Below are 19236 nucleotides of genomic sequence, written 5' to 3'. Positions count from 1 at the left end.
ACCAAGCTCTCAGCTTGATCTCTTTTTTTGTGCCTAGAAAAAGTCAAATAGATTGAAATAATTACAGCACTAATAAAATGATCTATTTACGATGTTTATGTAGAAAAAAAGAGAACTCAAATCTTTGATGTTATGAATTGATGTCCTAACTTTTGAAATACACATCTCAATTACTTTTTATATTTACTGCTGTGTTTTTTGCGCCTATAAAAAAAAGCCCAGTGATAGAACTGGGCTTTTTTGATTTGAATTGAGTAATTAGATACCCGGTTTCCAACCATTCACGATCGGGTAGCGTCGTTCACGGCTAAATGCACGTGAGCTGATACGTGGACCGATTGCGCCTTGGCGACGTTTGTATTCGTTTAGATCAACCAAACGGATGACTTTTTTCACAATTTCAGCATCAAAACCTTTAGCAATGATGTCATCTTGGCTCATGTCTTCTTCGATATACGCATATAAGATGGCATCTAATACATCATATTCAGGTAATGAGTCTTGGTCTTTCTGATCTGGACGAAGTTCCGCAGAAGGTGGACGAGTAATTACACGTTCAGGGATCACTGGTGTTTCTGAAATGCTGTTACGGTATTTTGCTAGTTCAAATACAATCGTTTTATAGACGTCTTTAAGAACCGCAAAGCCACCGACCATGTCACCGTACAATGTACAGTAGCCAACAGATAATTCAGACTTGTTCCCTGTAGAAAGGACTAAATTGCCGAACTTGTTCGATAAGGCCATTAGCAACGTACCACGAGAACGCGCTTGTAGGTTTTCTTCAGTCGCATCAGTCGGTGCATCGCCAAAGAAAGGGAATAAGGTTTGCATAAAGCCATTCACAATTGGATTGATTTCGGCAATACCAAAAGTCACGCCCATATTCTTGGCTTGTTCAGCAGCATCTTCAACGCTGATTTGCGCGGTATAGGTATATGGCATCATGACCGCTTGAACTTTATCGGTGCCAATCGCATCGGCAGCAATCGCTAAAGTTAATGCTGAGTCAATACCACCAGATAGACCTAAAATCACGCCAGGGAAGCCTGAACGTTGTACGTAGTCACGTGTTGCGATTACAAGGCTTTGGTAGATTTCAGCCATGGTATTTAATACAGGGGTGATTGCACCTGTTTTAAAGGCTTTTTGTTCGGCATCGTATTCTGTGATATATAGATCTTCAACAAAACTCGGTGCTTGCAATGCAACTTCACCTGAATTGTTCATCACAAAGCTTGTGCCATCAAAGACAAGGTCATCTTGACCGCCCACTTGGTTACAGTAAACCAAATTGATGTTCAATTGTTTGGTCAATGCAGCCATGGTTTCAATGCGATGCTGTGGTTTACCAACTTCATAAGGTGAAGCATTTAAAACCAAAGCGGTTTCAACATTTAACTGAGCAAGCTGTTGAACAGTTGGTAATGCCCAAACATCTTCGCAAATCAACACACCAAACTTATGACCTAAATATTCAAAGACTAGGTGTTGATGACCTTCACTGAAATAACGTTTTTCATCAAAAACGCTATAGTTTGGAAGATTTTGTTTATTGTAAATCCCGAGAACTTGACCATTTTTCATGACAGCAGCAGAGTTATAGCGCTGACCATCTTCAGTTTGATTTACAAAACCAAAGACTAAAACGATGTCCTTAATGCTCGCAAATTGTTCAAAAGCTTGCTGTGTACGTTTATTTAAACTTGGACGTAATAATAAATCTTCAGCAGGATAACCAACTGTAGAAAGTTCCGGAAAAACAATAATATCTGCGTTCTGTTCTTTTGCAACATTGGCTTGTTGAAGCATTTTTGCTGCGTTTGATTCTAGGTTACCAATATGCGGAGAGAACTGAGCAAGTGCAATTTTAAAACTATTCATTCCAACTAAATCCTATTCCTATAGGTGAATACACTTAACACACTGATTTGTATTATTGTGATTATTCAGCGAGTGTATTTAGATACGAAAAATACTGCCGAAAGGCGAAAACAAAACACCATCATCGTATGATAATTCACTTGTTTTGATGCAAAGCAAAAAAATAAGGTGAGCCTATTTTATCTGAATTTAAGCGAGATACTAGAGGTATTCATAGCTTTTAAAAGCCTAGCTGAGCTTATGTGCCATAAAGTAAATATTAATGCTGTTTTTTTGTACTTAAAATAGCGTCAATGGCCTGGAAAAAGTGTGAAATAGAATGATCAGGCGATATTCAATTCTATCTAAAAATATTCGCCACAGAGCATTGACGCTTTACAGCTCAATTTGATGAACAAGTTCTGGATATAAAATAATATTTTTAATTCGCTTTAAATAGATGTCACGAGCAATGTCGCCTTGTTGCTCAATGTTGTAGTCAAAAAATGCTTTGTGTGGTTTGAGGGTATAGCGGTAAGGATTATATTTTTTAAAACTAAAGAAATACGCCATCTGTAAAACAGCACCCCGACCCAAAACATTGATCTGCTGCTGGTATTGATAAACATGGGCCATCTCATGAATAAACAGGGCGCGATATCCTAAAGACGCTTTGGCGTAGTCCGCTTTAAACAGTAAATTTCTTGCATGGATATACCCTTGAGGCGCCATGACCACATGCGCCGATTGCCAAGGTAAAAAAGGGTGATTCATCACTTTCACTTGCTCATATTGAATCAAATCACCAAACACACTGCGACACATGGATATTTCACCTGCCGTGAGTGATCGATATTTAAAGCCTTCAAGTTTTAGCAGCCGAATGAGTGTGTGAAAGAAAGGCAACATGATGAAAAGTGTTTATTGTTCCAAAGGAATGTACATTTTTACTATAACCTGAAAATACGGCATCACGCTGTAGCGCTGTATTTAAAAAGCGATATTTTTGCATCTGCTACAGCGAAAAATCGGTTAGGGCGTTACAATTTAGTTTTCGGTCAAACAGATAGTCAGATGCAAGCACGGATCAATACTTTAATTTCTGAAATCAGCAAAAATATGTATGAACGTGAGCAGATTATTGCTTTGAGTTTGCTGGCTGGTGTTGCGGGTATGAATACCTTTTTATATGGTTTGCCTGGCACTGCAAAAAGTTTGATTTCACGTCGAATCGCCTCTGCTTTTGAAGTCCATGACTATTTTGAATATTTGATGAATCGTTTCAGTACGCCGGAAGAAATTTTTGGCCCAGTATCGATTAAAGCCTTAAAAGAAGATCAATACATTCGTAAAACAGAACATTATTTACCACGGGCAGATTTTGCATTTTTAGATGAAATTTGGAAAGCCAGCCCTGCGATTTTAAATACTTTACTGACCTTGGTGAATGAGCGGAGTTTTAAAAATGGTGATATTGTCCAAAAAGTTCCATTGAATGTTTTGGTCAGCGCATCGAATGAAATTCCCGAACCGAATCAAGGTTTGGATGCCTTATATGATCGTTTTATTTTGCGTTTAGAAGTGCCGCCGATTGCCGTTGCAGAAAACTTTCATGCACTATTACAGGCCAAGCCGAGTCGAGTCAGTGTTGAAGTCGATGCAACTTTAAAAATAAAAAAAGCGGAGCTACAAGATTGGCGGGAACAGATTTATCAAGTGGAATTACCCGAATCGATTTTAAATCTGTTTGATCAACTTAAAACTCGACTCAATCATAATTTTGAAGATCACGTGGTCTATGTCTCTGACCGTCGTTGGCAACGTGTGGCTTATTTAGTCAAAACCTGTGCATTTTTAAATGATCGTTCATCGGTGATTTTGAGTGATTTATTAATTTTAAAACATTGCTTATGGAATCAGCCTGAAGACATTGCATTTGTTTCACAGCAGATAGATGAAGTATTGGCTGAAAATGGCTTAAATTATGGGTTGCAGTTCGAACAGTATGTGGCAGAGAAGGATGCACTTGAACAGCGGGTGCTCAATCATTTTTATTATACCGATGATGTCTATGAGAGTTATTTAATTCATGGCACTGATTACTTGCGTGCAGTGACTAATCTAGATCGACACTATAAAGATAAACTGTTGTATCTCGAACTGGATAAAATGGATACGAAAAAGGACTTCTTTGCCTTAGATGATACCGGTGAAGAAGTGCGTGGCATCGTATGTAATTTTAATGGTTCAAGAGTGTGTACGTTAAAAGGTGGCTATTACGGCTTAGAAGAAGTGGTGACGCCGTATATAAAACATACCAAAGGTAGTCCACGCAGCTCTCTTTCAGCACAAAGCCAATATGAGCTGTTACACGAAGTTCAACAGCTCAAAGCACAGTTTCAAACAGAATTGGAACTGTTAACGGAACGATTTAACAGTCAAAAACATCAGTTTAAATCGGTCTTTGTCACTGAACAGGATATTGAACATTTGATTCAATCTATTGAGCAGCAATTGGCGAGATATCAGTTGCAGTTGCAAGATTGTGAGCGCTTGGAACAGTTATGTCGCAATTAAAACCGACACGACAACAAACCCAATCGGCGCTCGATGAATTAAGTTCGCAGCTTTATGATGAATTAAAACAATCCAGCTTAAAACATTGGTTGGATGATCATAAAGTGGCAAAAAAGCTCGATCAAAAAATTCAGGAATGGGCTTTTCAGGCAAAATCGAGTTTAGATCAGCAGCATCCCTATGCAATGGCGCAGCAGCAATTGGAATATTGGCTTGCGTTAAAGCATTGGGAACAGGGTCATTTTGTACAATTCCACACTGAATATGCCGCCTTCATGCAAACCTTGGGGATTCCTGAATTCACTGAAATGTGGCAACAGAGCCAACAGTCGTTGCTGACTGAGCAGCAGCGTCAATTACAAATAGAGCTATTCAAAGGCAAATGGCAGCGTAAATTGACCGAAGCCATTGCGCATTGGGAGTTTGAGCAGCTCCGTTTACAACGAGATGCCTTTTTAGATGAAATCAAAGATTTTCTCGCGATATTGTCGAAAATGGTCAAGCACCATGACAGTGTCGGGTTTGAAACTGGGATTTTTCTGGACTATTCCAAAGGGCAATTAACTGAGCATGATGTACAGAACTTTGAGCAATGGGCGAATTATCTCGAGCAAGATCGGGCGCTTAAACGTCTATGTCAAATGATCGGAAGCGCACAGCCGAATATGCCACGTAAGCGGATTTCTGCTCAGTTAGAACAAGAACCACAGCAGCTTATTCACACCCCGATGGCGCAAGAGGAAATTACTGGAATTAAATTGGCACAAGAAATCAGTATGGCTTTACCTAGCGAGTTGGCGCTATTAGCCGATCCAGACTTGCAGGTTTTATTTGATTTGAAATATTTAGAATCTAACCTGATGAGTTTTAATCGACAAGGTCAGCAACAGGGACGGGTGATCGAAGACCCACGCCATACACAACGTCGAGTCGGACAAAAAGGCCCGATGATTGTCTGCTTAGATACCAGTGGCTCAATGAATGGGCAACCCGAACTGATTTCCAAAGCGATTTGTTTGTATTTATCTATTCGAGCGCTAAAAGAAAAGCGAGCGATGTATTTGGTTAATTTCTCGACCAATTTAACCGCGCTGAATTTACACTGTAACAGCGCTTTGGATGATGTCATTCACTTTTTAGGGCAGTCATTTCATGGGGGAACAGATATTATCCCTGCGATGAATCATGCCGTGGACATGCTGAAACAACCGAATTTTGTACATGCCGATGTGGTGGTGATTTCCGACTTTATAATGGGTCAACTGACTGAAGAACTCATGCAAGAGATCACACATTTGAAGCAGCAGGGCAATGGATTCTATGCTGTGGCTATCGGTAATTTTAAACTGGATCATTTAGACGAAAGCCTGTTTGATCATCAATGGGTCTATCAATCTGCGACTGGTGAAATGCAAAAAATCCAATAAACGTCACTCACTCAAAATACGCCATGACCTTTAATGACAAGCTTTTGAGCCATACAGCATGGATGTTTTAAAGATTGTCTGACAAAGAAAATATTTGAGCATTTTTGCAAATCTAGAGGTCGGTTTTACTAATGGCCTAGTGATCTATCTCACTTAATTTGATCCTCAATCTATGTGTTTTTACTTTAATCGACATGAAGTCAATGAACGGTAAACACCCAAATTGAGAGCAAAATCATGAGCGCTTTTCAACCGATAAAAAAAACGTTAGCACGCGTATTTGCAGGCCCTGTCTTTGACCCAACAAAACAGTCTGCCGTTGTTCCTATTCGTCATATGAAATTTGATTTTGAACCAGAAAAAATTGATCCAAAATTTTATATGAATGCAGAATTGGCCAGTGCCTATTTTGCATCTTTATCTATTTTCTTAACTCGTGGCGAAGATTTGGTGATTGATACTGCTCGATATCATCGCGACTTTATTCAAGATCCTGTATTAAGACAACGTGTCACGTCGTTGATTGGGCAAGAGGCCATTCATTCACGTATGCATGAAGAAATGAATGAAGCGTATCGCGCAAGAAATCTGCCTGTGCAATTTTTCAGAAAGTTAGAACACTACGTCTTTGCCTATGGTTTTGAACGTATGCCACAGCCAATGAAGTTATCCTTAATGGCAGCAATTGAGCATTTCACCGCAGTGCTTGCGGAATACATGATGAATCATGAAGAAATCTTTTTTAATTCAATAGATGAAAAGCAGCGCGCTATTTGGATGTGGCATATGTTGGAAGAGTCTGAACACAAAGACATTGCCTATGATGTTTATCAAGAATTATCAGGTAATTATGCTTTACGTATTGCTGGCTTTTTCCCTGCATTAATTACCATTTTGGGTTTGATTTCGATAGGCGCTTCGATTGTCCCTTTCTACAGAAAGCCATCAAATTTGATTAGCCTAAGCTACTGGAAAGATGTTCCGCGCAGTTTCCAACTGATTTTTGGTCTAAGAGATGGTGTTTATGGCAGCAGCCTCGGGCATATTTTTGATTATTTACGACCAAGTTTTCACCCAAATGATCATGACACTTCTGCATTTCTTGAATATTACAAAAAGCGTTTGCTGAACCCTGTTGATGGTGTGTTAACACCTTATTTTGTCAAAGAATTTACCCCAGCATTAAAACGATAAAAGGACAAAACCATGGGTCTATTTGGAAAAAAGAACAAGCCAAGTGAAAATGCCTGTGTGGTGGTCACTGGTGCAGGCAGTGGTATTGGGCGAAGTTCCGCTTTGGAGTTGGCTCGTCGTGGCGGAACAGTGGTCTGTGCCGATATTCATTTAGAGGCAGCGCAAGAAACGGTGGATCAAATTCAATCCACGACCTCATCAAATGCTTATGCGGTGTAGTGTGATGTAGGTAAGGCTGAAGAAGTTAAAGCACTGTCAGAGCAAGCTGAGCAGTTGATGGGGCATGCTGTGACCTTGGTGATCAACAATGCAGGCGTCGGGCTGGGTGGTAAATTTGATGAGCTGAGTTTAGATGACTGGCAGTGGTGTATGCATGTCAATTTGTGGGGTGTGGTGCATGGCTGCCATTATTTTGTACCCAAGTTGAAACAAAATAAGCAGGGGGGCGCGATTATTAATGTTGCTTCTGCTGCGGCATATACTGCTGCACCAGAAATGACAGCATATAACGTGACGAAGTCGAGTGTGTTGGCTTTGTCTGAAACTTTATCGGCAGAGCTCAGATCGGCAAATATCCGTGTGAATGTGCTGTGCCCAACCTTGGTGCCAACCAATATTATGAAAAATGGTCGCTTGCCCAATCGATATTCAGGCTTGGCTGATCAACTGCTGATGAATCATGCATTTACGACGAGCCACGATGTCGTCGATTTGACATTGAATAATTTAGATGCAGGGAAGTTGTATACCATTCCGCAACCTGATGCCAAATTATTTTGGTGGTTAAAGCGTCTATCCCCGCAAACCTATACCCGCTTATTGGGGGGGTTATCCCTTATTTAACAACTATATTAAAAAGTCGGGAGCAAAAGCATGAACATGCCGACACAATTACATGACGAAGATGTAAAAGCATTAGATCAAGAGAAAACTCAAACTAAAAAGGCAACAACGCAAACTAATGTACGTCGTACTGTAACGTCTTCTGCCAAAGCAAAAAAAGCAGTACAAGACCAATCAGAGTCAGAGCCTAGCCTAGAAAAACCAAGCGTAGAAAATCAAGTGCGTGTCTACGATACCATTGTGATTGGTGCGGGGATATCCGGTTTAGCTGCCGCTCATCAAATGAATGAACGGGGTTATACCGATTATGTGGTTTTGGAAAAAGCCAATCGCGTGGGAGGTACATGGCGCGACAACACCTATCCAGGTTGTGGATGTGATGTCCCTTCGGCTTTGTATTCTTTTTCATTTGCACCGAGTCATAAATGGAGTCATTTATTTGCTAAGCAACCTGAGATTCTGAATTATTTAGAAGATGTTGCGGAGCAGCATGCGCTTTATCGCAACATTCAGTTCAACTGTGAATTGATTGCAGCGGAATGGAATGAGGAGTTGAAACAATGGCAATTGGAGACGAGCAAAGGTAAGTATGCGGCGAGAACGGTAATTTTTTCCACTGGGCCGATTACTGAACCTCAAATTCCAAAAATTAAAGGTATTGAAAGCTTTGAAGGTGAAATGTTCCATTCTGCGCGATGGAACCATGCCTATGACTTAAAAGATAAACGTATTGCAGTGATTGGTACGGGGGCATCTGCGATTCAGTTTATTCCTCAGATTCAACCTATTGCCAAAAAAGTGGTGGTGTTTCAACGGACCGCGCCATGGGTATTGCCAAAAGCAGATTTACCACTGAATGACCGTGCGAAAGGCATCATTACCCGCTTTCCAACAGTACAAGAAACTTGGCGCAAAAGTGTGGCCGGTATATTAAATGGTATTAATTTAGGACTACGTAATCCTTCGCTTTTAGAGCCTGTGAATTATTTGGGTCGTCAGTTGTTAAAAACACAAATTCAAGATGCTGAATTACGTGAAAAAGTTACACCAAACTTTTCTATTGGTTGTAAGCGTCTTTTATTTGCCAATAATTTTATCCTGCTTTGCAGCAAGCCAATGTCGAACTTGTACCACATGGTTTAGTTGAAATAGAAGGTAATACTGTTATTGCTGCGAATGGTGAACGTCATGAAGTCGATGTCATTATTTGGGGCACAGGTTTTGAAGTTTCTCATCCGCCGATTGGGCAGCGTGTAAAAAATGCCAAAGGGGAGTTATTGTCAGAACTTTGGAAAAACAGTTCTCCTGAAGCGTTTTTGGGTACCAGTATCGCGCAAGTACCTAATGCCTTCTTGGTGCTCGGGCCAAATATTTTGGTTTATGACTCATTCATTGGGATTGCAGAAGCACAGGTTGGGTATATCGTCGATGCCTTGGTAAAAATGAAACAAGAGAAGATACAACGGCTTGAAATTAAGCCAAATGTATTGGCCTATCACAATGCAAAAGTGCAGACACATCTACAGACGACAGTCTTTAATAGTGGCGGCTGTAAGAGCTATTACTTAGATGCCAATGGGCGCAATTTTGCAGCTTGGCCGTGGTCACTGAAACAGTTAAAGCAGCGTCTTAAACATGTGGATTTGGCAGATTATGAGACTGTTGCTTAGAGACTTTGGTTTAATAAATGTCGCTTAACTCGATAAGCCAAAATGAAGCATCATCAATATTTAAACCTTTTGTTTACAGCCTAATTTCTACGTGGAATTAGGCTTTTTTTATGATGATATCTGATGAAAAAGTGTGAGATTTTTTAGAAAATGGCGATTTAAAATACATTAAGCAATATACATCATACTTTATAGCTTGTGAGGCATCGTTTTATCTAATGATTGAGCAGGAAAATTCAGTCAGATGGGTCTGTTCAATAGTGCAAAATAAATCTAGTAGCATAAAAAAACCGCCCCAAAGGGACGGTTTTTAGATTCACACAATTCTTCCGAATTAACGACCTTGGATATCGCGTTGAGTTTCGCCAGTGTAAAGCTGACGAGGACGACCGATTTTGTAAGGTGCGCTGTGCATTTCTAACCAGTGGCTGATCCAACCAACAGTACGTGCAAGAGCGAAGATTACAGTAAACATTTCTGTTGGGATACCAATCGCTTTAAGGATGATACCTGAGTAGAAGTCTACGTTAGGGTATAGGTTACGTTTGATGAAGTATTCGTCAGAAAGCGCAATACGTTCAAGTTCCATAGCCAAAGCAAGTTGTGGATCGTTGATACCAAGTGCAGTTAACACTTCGTCACAAGTCTCTTTCATTACTTTCGCACGTGGATCGAAGTTTTTGTAAACTCGGTGACCGAAGCCCATAAGTTTAACTTCTTTAGTTTTCACTTTTTCCATGAACGGAGCAACGTTTTCTACAGTGCCGATTTCATCAAGCATCTTAAGAACAGCTTCGTTCGCGCCGCCGTGAGCAGGTCCCCATAGAGCCGCGATACCTGCAGCGATACATGCGTATGGGTTAGCGCCAGTAGAACCAGCAAGACGTACTGTAGAAGTAGACGCGTTTTGTTCATGGTCAGCATGAAGCGTGAAGATACGGTCCATTGCTTTAGCAAGAATAGGGTCAACTTTGTAATCACGGTCTGCAGGAGTAGCAAACATCATGTACAAGAAGTTTTCTGCGTAGCTTAAGTCGTTACGTGGGTAAACGAATGGTTGGCCTACTGTGTATTTGTAAGTCCAAGCAGCTAAAGTAGGAACTTTAGCGATTAAGCGAATAGCAGTGATTTCGCGGTGGTCAATGTTTTCAACATCGAAACCGTTGTGATAGAACGCAGAAAGCGCACCAACAACACCACACATGATCGCCATAGGGTGAGCGTCACGACGGAAACCATTGAAGAAACGGCCAACTTGATCGTGAACCATAGTGTGGTTACGAACTTTAGCATCGAATTCTTGTTTTTGTTCAGCAGTAGGAAGCTCGCCGTTCAAAAGAAGGTAGCAAGTTTCTAAGTAGTCTGCTTTAGTAGCAAGCTGGTCGATTGGGTAGCCACGGTGTAGAAGAACACCTTTACCGCCGTCAATGAAAGTGATTTTAGATTCACAAGCAGCCGTTGAGACAAAACCAGGATCAAAAGTAAAGTGACCTGCGGCCAACACATCTTTAACGTCAATTACATCTGGGCCTAGAGTGCCACTGTAAATTGGTAAGTCAATTTCTTTGCCATCAAGCTGTAAAACGGCTTTTTTGCCAGTTGCTTCAGACATTCAATAGATCTCCTGTCCTGGTGAATGTTTTATCTGACTCAGTACTAATCTTTTAATGCGAGAATCAGACGGATCAAAAATTTGCTCTAAGATTAGAGGGAACTGAAATTTTGTCAATTATACTTATGGATATAAATTGAGGATCATTCATTGAAATGAAGCACAATTCATCCGCTTAAAAAATGAGTAAAATCACAGTGCCGACGCAGTATAATAAGTCAAATTGCAGGGGAGGTGCAGATTAAAAAAAGCCTATTGCCTTAATTGTAAGCAATTTTTAATTCTTAAAAACTCTGAAACAAATATGAATTACAAGACCGCTATTTCATTAAATTATTATAATTTTCGTAACTTACACACATCTGTGGCTCTAAATTGCTGTTTTCTTATTCATAATTAAAACGACTTAATCGCCCTTAAAAAAAAGTTCGTTTGGTTAAAAAATAGTTAATTAAACGCCTTAAACAGCCTAATAAATGATCATTTTTGTCATTGGAATGGGAAATAATGGTGTTTTATTGAACGGATTTGCTGTTGCTGAGATTTTTATGCACAGACTAAGTACTTATTTCGTTTCATGATCTTTGAGTTTTATCATTTGAGAAAATGATGCACATTTATTTTTATGATTAAGGCTTGGCGAATGTGCTGGAAGATTTTAAAATGTAGTGGGAAAAGAAAGATTTAGATTTGTTCATCTTTAGTCTAAAAGTTTAAATCACCATATACACACAAAAACAATAAATGAAATTTACATTTAACTGATTAAAACCAACAAGATAGTCTGATTTTTTTAGATAAATAAGGTATTTGTTTTTAGAAAAGTTATTGTTAATGATTCTTATTTGAGGATATTTTGCAAAATTCCTAATTGTCTTCGTTTGTGTTTTGAAAGTTCACGTTTTATAATTCCCTGTCGTTTATAAGATCAGACAGCTGCAGAGTTTATTATATTGTAATGTCTGACTATGCTAGCTTTCCTACGAATTAATTCCAACAAACTCCGGATGGAGTTTTTACTTACAGGATGCCCGCTGTGAAAAGCAACAGACCTGTCAATTTGTCCATGGGTCAAGTTTTAGACGTAAACTTAAAATCCCCTGTGGCTATTGCATCAATTTTACACCGTCTATCAGGTGTTATCGTATTTTTACTCGTACCGGTCCTTCTTTGGATTTTAGACAAATCTCTATCTTCACCTGAAGGTTTTGCGCAAGTTCAAGCTGTGTTTGATAGCTTTATTGTGCGTTTTGTCGTATGGGTATTTGTAGCCGGCTTAATTTATCACCTTATTGGTGGTATCAAGCATCTATTTGCAGATCTTGGCGTTGCTGAAGAACTTCAAAGTGGTCGTATCGCAGCTACTATTTCATTGATCTTGTCTGCAATCGGTATTGTTGCAGCATTTGTATGGATTGTTCTCTAATGAAAAGTGCTACAGGTTTAACAGGATCAGGTTCACGCGATTGGTTTATCCAACGTGTAAGTGCCGTTGTATTGGCTGTTTATACTATTGTTGTACTGGGCTGGATCCTTTGCAATAGCGGATTCACTTTTGAGCAATGGTATGGCTTTATGATGACAACACCAATGAAGATTTTATCTTTATTGTCTGTCTTATCTCTTGTTGCGCATGCTTGGATTGGTATGTGGCAAGTATTCACTGACTATGTGACTACTCGTCAAATGGGTCCTTCAGCAAACGGTCTGCGTTTAGTGCTGACTTCTGCAGTGATTGTTGCAGTATTTGCATACGCGATCTGGGCGATCCAGATTTTTTGGGCAAATTGATAGGAAGATATCATGGGCGCTATAACCCCTAAAGAAGATTACACAAATATTCCACACCAAACTTTCGATGCAGTCATCGTTGGTGGTGGTGGTTCAGGTATGCGTGCTTCTTACCAACTTGCTCAAGCTGGTTTGAAAGTTGCTGTACTGACTAAAGTATTCCCAACTCGTTCACACACTGTTGCAGCGCAGGGTGGTATTGGTGCATCTCTTGGTAACATGCAAGAAGATAACTGGCACTACCACTTCTACGACACAGTTAAAGGTTCTGACTGGTTAGGTGACCAAGACGCAATTGAGTTCATGACTCGTGAAGCGCCTCAAGTTGTATATGAGCTTGAACACCTAGGTATGCCATTCGACCGTAATGCTGACGGTACAATTTACCAACGTCCGTTTGGTGGTCATGCTGCGAACTATGGTGAAAAACCAGTTCCACGTGCATGTGCTGCTGCCGACCGTACAGGTCATGCTCTTCTTCATACGCTTTATCAAAGCAACGTGAAAATGGGTACTCAATTCTTCGTTGAATGGATCGCACTTGATTTGATCCGTAATGAAGAGGGTGATGTGCTTGGTGTGACAGCAATTGACCAAGAAACAGGTAAAATTGCAGTATTCCAAGGTAAAGCAACATTGTTCGCTACTGGTGGTGCTGGTCGTGTTTACCGTGCATCTACTAACGCTTATATCAATACTGGTGACGGTCTTGGTATGGCAGCTCGTGCAGGTATTCCATTACAAGATATGGAATTCTGGCAATTCCACCCAACAGGTGTTGCGGGCGCAGGCGTATTGTTGACAGAAGGTTGTCGTGGTGAAGGTGCGATCCTTCGTAACGATGCTGGTGAGCCTTTCATGGAGCGTTATGCTCCGACACTGAAAGACTTGGCACCTCGTGACTTTGTATCACGTTCTATGGACCAAGAAATTAAAGAAGGTCGTGGCTGTGGTCCTAAGAAAGACTACATCTTGCTTGATATGACGCATCTTGGTGCTGAAACAATCATGAAACGTCTTCCATCTGTATTTGAGATTGGTAAGAAATTCGCGAACGTTGACATCACTAAAGAGCCAATTCCTGTAGTACCTACAATCCATTACCAAATGGGTGGTATTCCTACAAATATTCATGGTCAAGTGGTTGTTCCTGTATCTCGTGAAACTGAAGCTTTGGTTGCGAACTACAACAAAGAAACTGGTGTGTACTCACACAATGCGGGTGACCGTGATTTCACTAAACCAGTGAAAGGTTTCTATGCAATTGGTGAATGTTCATGTGTATCTGTACACGGTGCTAACCGTCTAGGTACAAACTCATTGCTTGACTTGGTTGTATTTGGTAAAGCTGCTGGTGAACATATTGTTGACTATGTAACTAAACACCACGGTGATGAATATGCACCGCTTCCTACAACTGTTCTTGAAAAAACTTTGAATCGTGTTCGTCATCTTGATGAATCAACTTCTGGTGAAAATGCTCAAGAAGTTGCAGATGCAATCCGTGACATCGTTCAAGATCACGCTGGTGTATTCCGTACATCTGCACTTCTTGAAGAGGGTGTGAAACAGATTCTTGCGCTCGAACCACGTGTACGTAACATTCACTTGAAAGACAAATCTAAAGTATTTAACACAGCGCGTGTTGAAGCTCTAGAAGTTGAAAACCTGTATGAAGTTGCGAAAGCGACACTGATTTCTGCGGCTGCACGTAAAGAATGTCGTGGTGCGCATACAGTGGTAGATTTTGAATTACCACCTGATCATGCTGACTACCCATACGGTCGTCGTGATGATGAGTGGATGAAACACACTTTATGGTTCTCTGTAGATAACCGTCTTGAGTACAAACCAGTACGTTACAAGCCTTTATCTGTAGATGCTATTCCGCCTAAACCACGTACATTCTAATTGGGAGAAGTAAGATGAGTAGAGGTACTCGTACATTTAATATCTACCGCTACGATCCTGATAAGGATGCAGCTCCGTACATGCAAACTTTTAAACTAGAGTTGACTGATAAGCATCGTATGTTGCTTGATGCACTTCTAGCATTAAAAGTTCAAGACGAATCATTAACATTCCGTCGTTCATGTCGTGAAGGTATTTGTGGTTCTGATGGTGTAAACATTAATGGTAAAAATGGTTTGGCGTGTCTTTGGAACCTAAACGACTTACCAGAAGTGATCACAATTCGTCCACTTCCAGGTCTTCCAGTAATTAAAGATTTGGTTGTAGATATGAATCAGTTCTACGATCAGTACAATAAAATCCATCCGTTCCTAATCAACAATCAGCCTGCGCCTCCTAAAGAGCGTTTGCAGTCTCCTGAAGAGCGTGAACATTTAGATGGTTTGTACGAATGTATTCTTTGTGCATGTTGTTCAACTTCATGTCCATCATTCTGGTGGAACCCAGACAAGTTCTTGGGTCCTTCAGCATTGTTGAACGCATATCGCTTCATCATTGACTCTCGTGATACAGCAACTCAAGAGCGTTTGGCTCGTCTTGACGACCCATTCTCATTGTTCCGTTGTAAAGGTATCATGAACTGTGTATCTGTATGTCCTAAGGGTCTTAACCCAACTAAAGCAATCGGTCACATCCGTAATATGCTTTTAGATCTTGGTTAATAGATTTAGCAGTAAAAAGAAGCGCACCATTGGGTGCGCTTTTTTTGTCATATATAAAAATGATGATAGTGAAAGTTATTCGCTGTCATTGCAGAGTGCTATAAATGGATTTCATAGAAACGTAGTGAATTAAAAGTATAAAGTGATAGATAAATGGTTATTTATTGATGAAACGCTCGTTCAAGTCTGTCAAAAGGATTAGAAGATGTTATTATGTAACGTAGTAAAAAGAGAGAGGATAGGAATGTCAGCTCTCTTTTGTTTTTGTATATGAGATGAGGTAAAAATCGAACGTAGACTTTTGTCTTAATTGAAAGATCATTTTATATGTAGCACCATATCATAGATGAAAATACAAACAGTGTATTTCGCTAATTTATGAGAGGTATGTGTCAAAAAAATCAATTGAAATGCTCGAACGTGTTAGCATTTAAGGTATCACTATATGTAAAAAATGACTTTGAATTGGGTACATTTTTTCTACAATTTAAGCGCTGTAGAAGGTATATAAATGTTAATAAAGTCGTTTTAGAAAAGATAATTGCGAAAAAATTATTTTTTCTAAGATGATTTGCAAAAATTGCCCGATTTATGTCGGGTATTTCTCAATGAGTAATGATGCCGCTGAGGGCGTTATTGTTCATTAATCACATTGGGTAATCCTAATGTAGTGATAACGCCTCAAGGCTTAAGCCTAATGGGGACTAATGTCATATTACCAATTTGACATTACTAATCATGGGTTCGCTTAAAAAGCATCCTGAAATGTTTTGCAATAGGAAATGGGTCCACAAATGCAAGAAGTTGCTGACGCACTGCGTCTTGACACTGAACTTAGCGCTGACAGTGCAGCGTATATTGAAGAACTTTATGAGCAGTATCTAACGGCTCCAGACTCAGTAGAGGCTGATTGGCGTGAATACTTCGATAAATTCCCGAAAGGTGATCAACCACACAGCAATGTACGTGAGCAATTCCTATTATTAGGCCGTAATTCAAGCCGTGTTCAGCCAGTAGTGCAAAGTGCAGTAAGTTCTGAGCATGAACGCCGTCAAATCGGTGTATTACAGTTGATCGCTGCATACCGTAACCGTGGTCATCAAAACGCAAAATTAGATCCACTTGGTCTTGCAAAACGTGAAATCGTGCCTGATCTAGATCTTGCTGCGCATGGTCTAACGCAGTCTGACTTAGATACTGTGTTTAATACAGGTAACCTTGCAATCGGTAAGTCTGAAGCAACACTTGGTGAAATGGTTCAAGCAATGGAAGCAACTTATACTGCTTCAATTGGTGTTGAATACATGCACATTGTTGATACAAAAGAAAAACGTTGGATTCAACAACGCCTTGAAGGTACTCGTGGTCAATTTGGCTACACTGCAGACCAGAAAAAACACATCCTTGAACGTCTAACTGCAGCTGAAGGCCTAGAAAAATATCTTGGTAACAAATTCGTTGGTGCGAAACGTTTCGGTGTTGAGGGTGGTGAATCTTTCATTCCTATGGTGAATGAACTTATTCAACGCGCAGGTTCAGTAGGCTGTAAAGAAGTGGTTATCGGTATGCCTCACCGTGGCCGTTTAAACCTTCTTGTAAACATCATGGGTAAAAACCCAGCTGATCTATTTGGTGAGTTCGAAGGTAAATCTCTGCATAAAAAAGGCTCTGGTGACGTTAAATACCACCAAGGTTTCTCTTCAAACGTAATGACTCCGGGTGGCGAAGTTCACTTGGCATTAGCGTTTAACCCATCACACTTAGAAATCGTTGGACCTGTAGTAGAAGGTTCTGTACGCGCACGTCAAGTACGTCGTAAAGATATTGGTGGTGATGATGTATTACCAATCATCGTTCACGGTGATGCTGCATTTGCAGGTCAAGGTGTAAACCAAGAAACTTTCCAAATGTCACAAACTCGCGGTTATACCGTGGGTGGTACAGTTCATATCGTCGTGAACAACCAAGTTGGTTTCACAACGTCTGACCCACGTGATGCGCGTTCTACAGAATACTGTACTGACATCGCGAAAATGATCCAAGCACCGATCTTCCATGTGAACGGTGATGATCCTGAATCTGTATTATTTGTTTCTCAATTGGCACACGATTTCCGTCATACATTCCGTAAAGACGTTGTAATCGATATGTTCTGCTACCGTCGTCGTGGTCATAACGAAGCCGACGAGCCAGCTGCAACTCAGCCAATGATGTATCAAATCATCAATAAAAAAGCGACTACACGTACGCTTTATGCTGACAAGCTTGTACAAGAAGGTGTTCTTGATCGTGCTTCTGCTGATGCAATGGTTGAACAGTATCGTTCTGACCTTGAAGCAGGTAAACACGTTGCAAATGCGTTGGTACTTGAGCCAAATACAAAAATGTTTGTGGACTGGAAACCTTACCTAGGCCACGAATACACAGACAAATGGGATACCACTTTCCCAATCGAACGTCTAAAAGAGCTTGGTGCGAAAATGCGCGAGCTTCCAGAAGGCTTCGTGATGCAACGTCAGGTTGCTAAAGTGATTGATGACCGTCTGAAAATGCAGACTGGTGAAATGCCATTGAACTGGGGTGCTGCTGAAACATTAGCTTACGCGTCTCTTCTAGATGAAGGTTTCCTTGTTCGTTTAACAGGTGAAGACGTAGGTCGTGGTACATTCTCACACCGTCATGCAAAACTTCATAACCAAGTAGATGGTTCAACTTACATTCCATTATGTAACTTGAAAGAAAACCAACCACGTACAGCTATTTATGACTCATTATTGTCAGAAATGGCGGTTCTTGCATTCGAATACGGTTATGCAACGACTCTTCCGAAGAGCCTTGTCATTTGGGAAGCGCAATTTGGTGACTTCGCAAACTGTGCACAGGTTGTAATCGATCAGTTTATCGCGTCTGGCGAAACTAAGTGGGAACGTGTATGCGGTCTGACTATGCTTCTTCCACATGGCTTTGAAGGTCAAGGTCCTGAGCATTCATCAGCTCGTTTAGAGCGTTTCTTACAGCTATGTGCTGAAGAAAACATGCAAGTGATCACACCGACTACACCAGCGCAGATTTACCATGCGATGCGTCGTCAAGCACTTCGTCCAATCCGTAAACCAATGATCGTGACTTCACCGAAGTCTCTTCTTCGTCACAAACTTGCAACCTCTACATTAGAAGAACTTGCAAATGGTTCATTCCAAACTGTGATCGACGAAATCGACAACATCAACAAGTCAGACGTAACTCGTTTAGTGCTTTGTGGTGGTAAGGTTTACTACGACTTACTTGAAAAACGTCGTGAAAAAGAATTGAACAACACAGCAATCGTTCGTATTGAACAATTGTATCCGTACCCAGAAGCACGTCTTGCTGAAGTTCTTGCACAATATCCAAACGTTAAAGAATTGGTTTGGGCTCAAGAAGAACCGAAGAACCAAGGTGCATGGTTATTCATCGCTCCGCGTCTGTATGACGACGTGATGAAAGCGGGCAAACAAGTTCGTATTAGTTATGCAGGTCGTGAAGCTTCTGCTGCACCGGCTTGTGGTTCACCATATTTGCACGCAAAACAACAAGCTCAGCTCGTAAATGATGCTTTAGCTATCGTAGCTGAATAACAGGAGATT

11 protein-coding genes and 2 pseudogenes are annotated in these 19236 nt (G+C 40.6%); 10 read left to right on the top strand and 3 right to left on the bottom strand.

Annotation, left to right across the window (positions count from 1 at the left end):
- Window positions 1-258 precede the first annotated feature (258 nt).
- Window positions 259-1884, bottom strand: coding sequence for an NAD+ synthase (locus AC4CU0_RS11010; protein WP_490743140.1), 1626 nt, complete (start codon window positions 1882-1884; stop codon window positions 259-261).
- Between the two features lie 375 nt (window positions 1885-2259).
- Window positions 2260-2772: a hypothetical protein gene (locus AC4CU0_RS11005; protein ID WP_180063458.1), complete on the bottom strand. Its 513-nt coding sequence runs from the start codon at window positions 2770-2772 to the stop codon at window positions 2260-2262.
- Between AC4CU0_RS11005 and AC4CU0_RS11000 the strand changes: the two genes are divergently transcribed.
- The 5 genes and pseudogenes from AC4CU0_RS11000 (at window position 2755) to AC4CU0_RS10980 (ending at window position 9574) form a co-directional block, all read left to right on the top strand.
- Window positions 2755-4440 (top strand): AAA family ATPase, encoded by a 1686-nt coding sequence (locus tag AC4CU0_RS11000; RefSeq protein WP_490743139.1) that lies wholly within the window; start codon window positions 2755-2757, stop codon window positions 4438-4440. The two genes, AC4CU0_RS11005 and AC4CU0_RS11000, sit on opposite strands and share 18 nt — an antisense overlap.
- Window positions 4428-5867 (top strand): VWA domain-containing protein, encoded by a 1440-nt coding sequence (locus AC4CU0_RS10995; protein WP_490743138.1) that lies wholly within the window; start codon window positions 4428-4430, stop codon window positions 5865-5867. Before AC4CU0_RS11000 ends, AC4CU0_RS10995 begins: the two co-directional genes overlap by 13 nt.
- A 237-nt stretch (window positions 5868-6104) precedes the next feature.
- A complete protein-coding gene (locus AC4CU0_RS10990; RefSeq protein WP_111884407.1) occupies window positions 6105-7061 on the top strand; it encodes a metal-dependent hydrolase in 957 nt (318 codons plus the stop codon).
- A 12-nt stretch (window positions 7062-7073) separates the two neighbouring features.
- Window positions 7074-7938: pseudogene (locus AC4CU0_RS10985) on the top strand (SDR family NAD(P)-dependent oxidoreductase).
- Window positions 7935-9574 (top strand): annotated as a pseudogene (locus AC4CU0_RS10980) (flavin-containing monooxygenase). The pseudogenes AC4CU0_RS10985 and AC4CU0_RS10980 overlap by 4 nt, the downstream one beginning before the upstream one ends.
- Window positions 9575-9908: 334 nt before the next feature.
- Here AC4CU0_RS10980 and gltA read toward each other — a convergent pair.
- On the bottom strand, window positions 9909-11186 hold the full coding sequence (gltA, locus tag AC4CU0_RS10975) for a citrate synthase (RefSeq protein WP_078189909.1): 1278 nt from the start codon (window positions 11184-11186) through the stop codon (window positions 9909-9911).
- Between the two features lie 1027 nt (window positions 11187-12213).
- Here gltA and sdhC point away from each other — a divergent pair.
- The 5 genes from sdhC to AC4CU0_RS10950 all read left to right on the top strand — a co-directional run bounded on the left by sdhC (window position 12214) and on the right by AC4CU0_RS10950 (window position 19227).
- Window positions 12214-12612 carry a succinate dehydrogenase, cytochrome b556 subunit gene (gene sdhC / locus AC4CU0_RS10970; RefSeq protein WP_078192993.1) on the top strand — a complete coding sequence of 133 codons (399 nt, stop codon included), beginning with the start codon at window positions 12214-12216 and terminating at the stop codon, window positions 12610-12612.
- A complete protein-coding gene (gene sdhD / locus AC4CU0_RS10965) occupies window positions 12612-12977 on the top strand; it encodes a succinate dehydrogenase, hydrophobic membrane anchor protein (RefSeq protein WP_078189907.1) in 366 nt (121 codons plus the stop codon). The genes sdhC and sdhD overlap by 1 nt, the downstream gene beginning before the upstream one ends.
- A gap of 12 nt (window positions 12978-12989) precedes the next feature.
- Window positions 12990-14888 carry a succinate dehydrogenase flavoprotein subunit gene (sdhA, locus tag AC4CU0_RS10960; RefSeq protein ID WP_490743137.1) on the top strand — a complete coding sequence of 633 codons (1899 nt, stop codon included), beginning with the start codon at window positions 12990-12992 and terminating at the stop codon, window positions 14886-14888.
- 14 nt (window positions 14889-14902) lie between these two features.
- Complete coding sequence (locus tag AC4CU0_RS10955; RefSeq protein ID WP_078189905.1) at window positions 14903-15610, top strand: succinate dehydrogenase iron-sulfur subunit; 708 nt, start codon at window positions 14903-14905, stop codon at window positions 15608-15610.
- A gap of 794 nt (window positions 15611-16404) precedes the next feature.
- On the top strand, window positions 16405-19227 hold the full coding sequence (locus tag AC4CU0_RS10950) for a 2-oxoglutarate dehydrogenase E1 component (RefSeq protein ID WP_111884450.1): 2823 nt from the start codon (window positions 16405-16407) through the stop codon (window positions 19225-19227).
- The last annotated feature ends 9 nt before the right edge of the window (window positions 19228-19236 follow it).

Source organism: Acinetobacter sp. LipI_15 (assembly GCF_058242865.1).
Note: the sequence above shows the minus strand (reverse complement) of the source record. Positions and strands in the feature narration are given on the sequence as shown.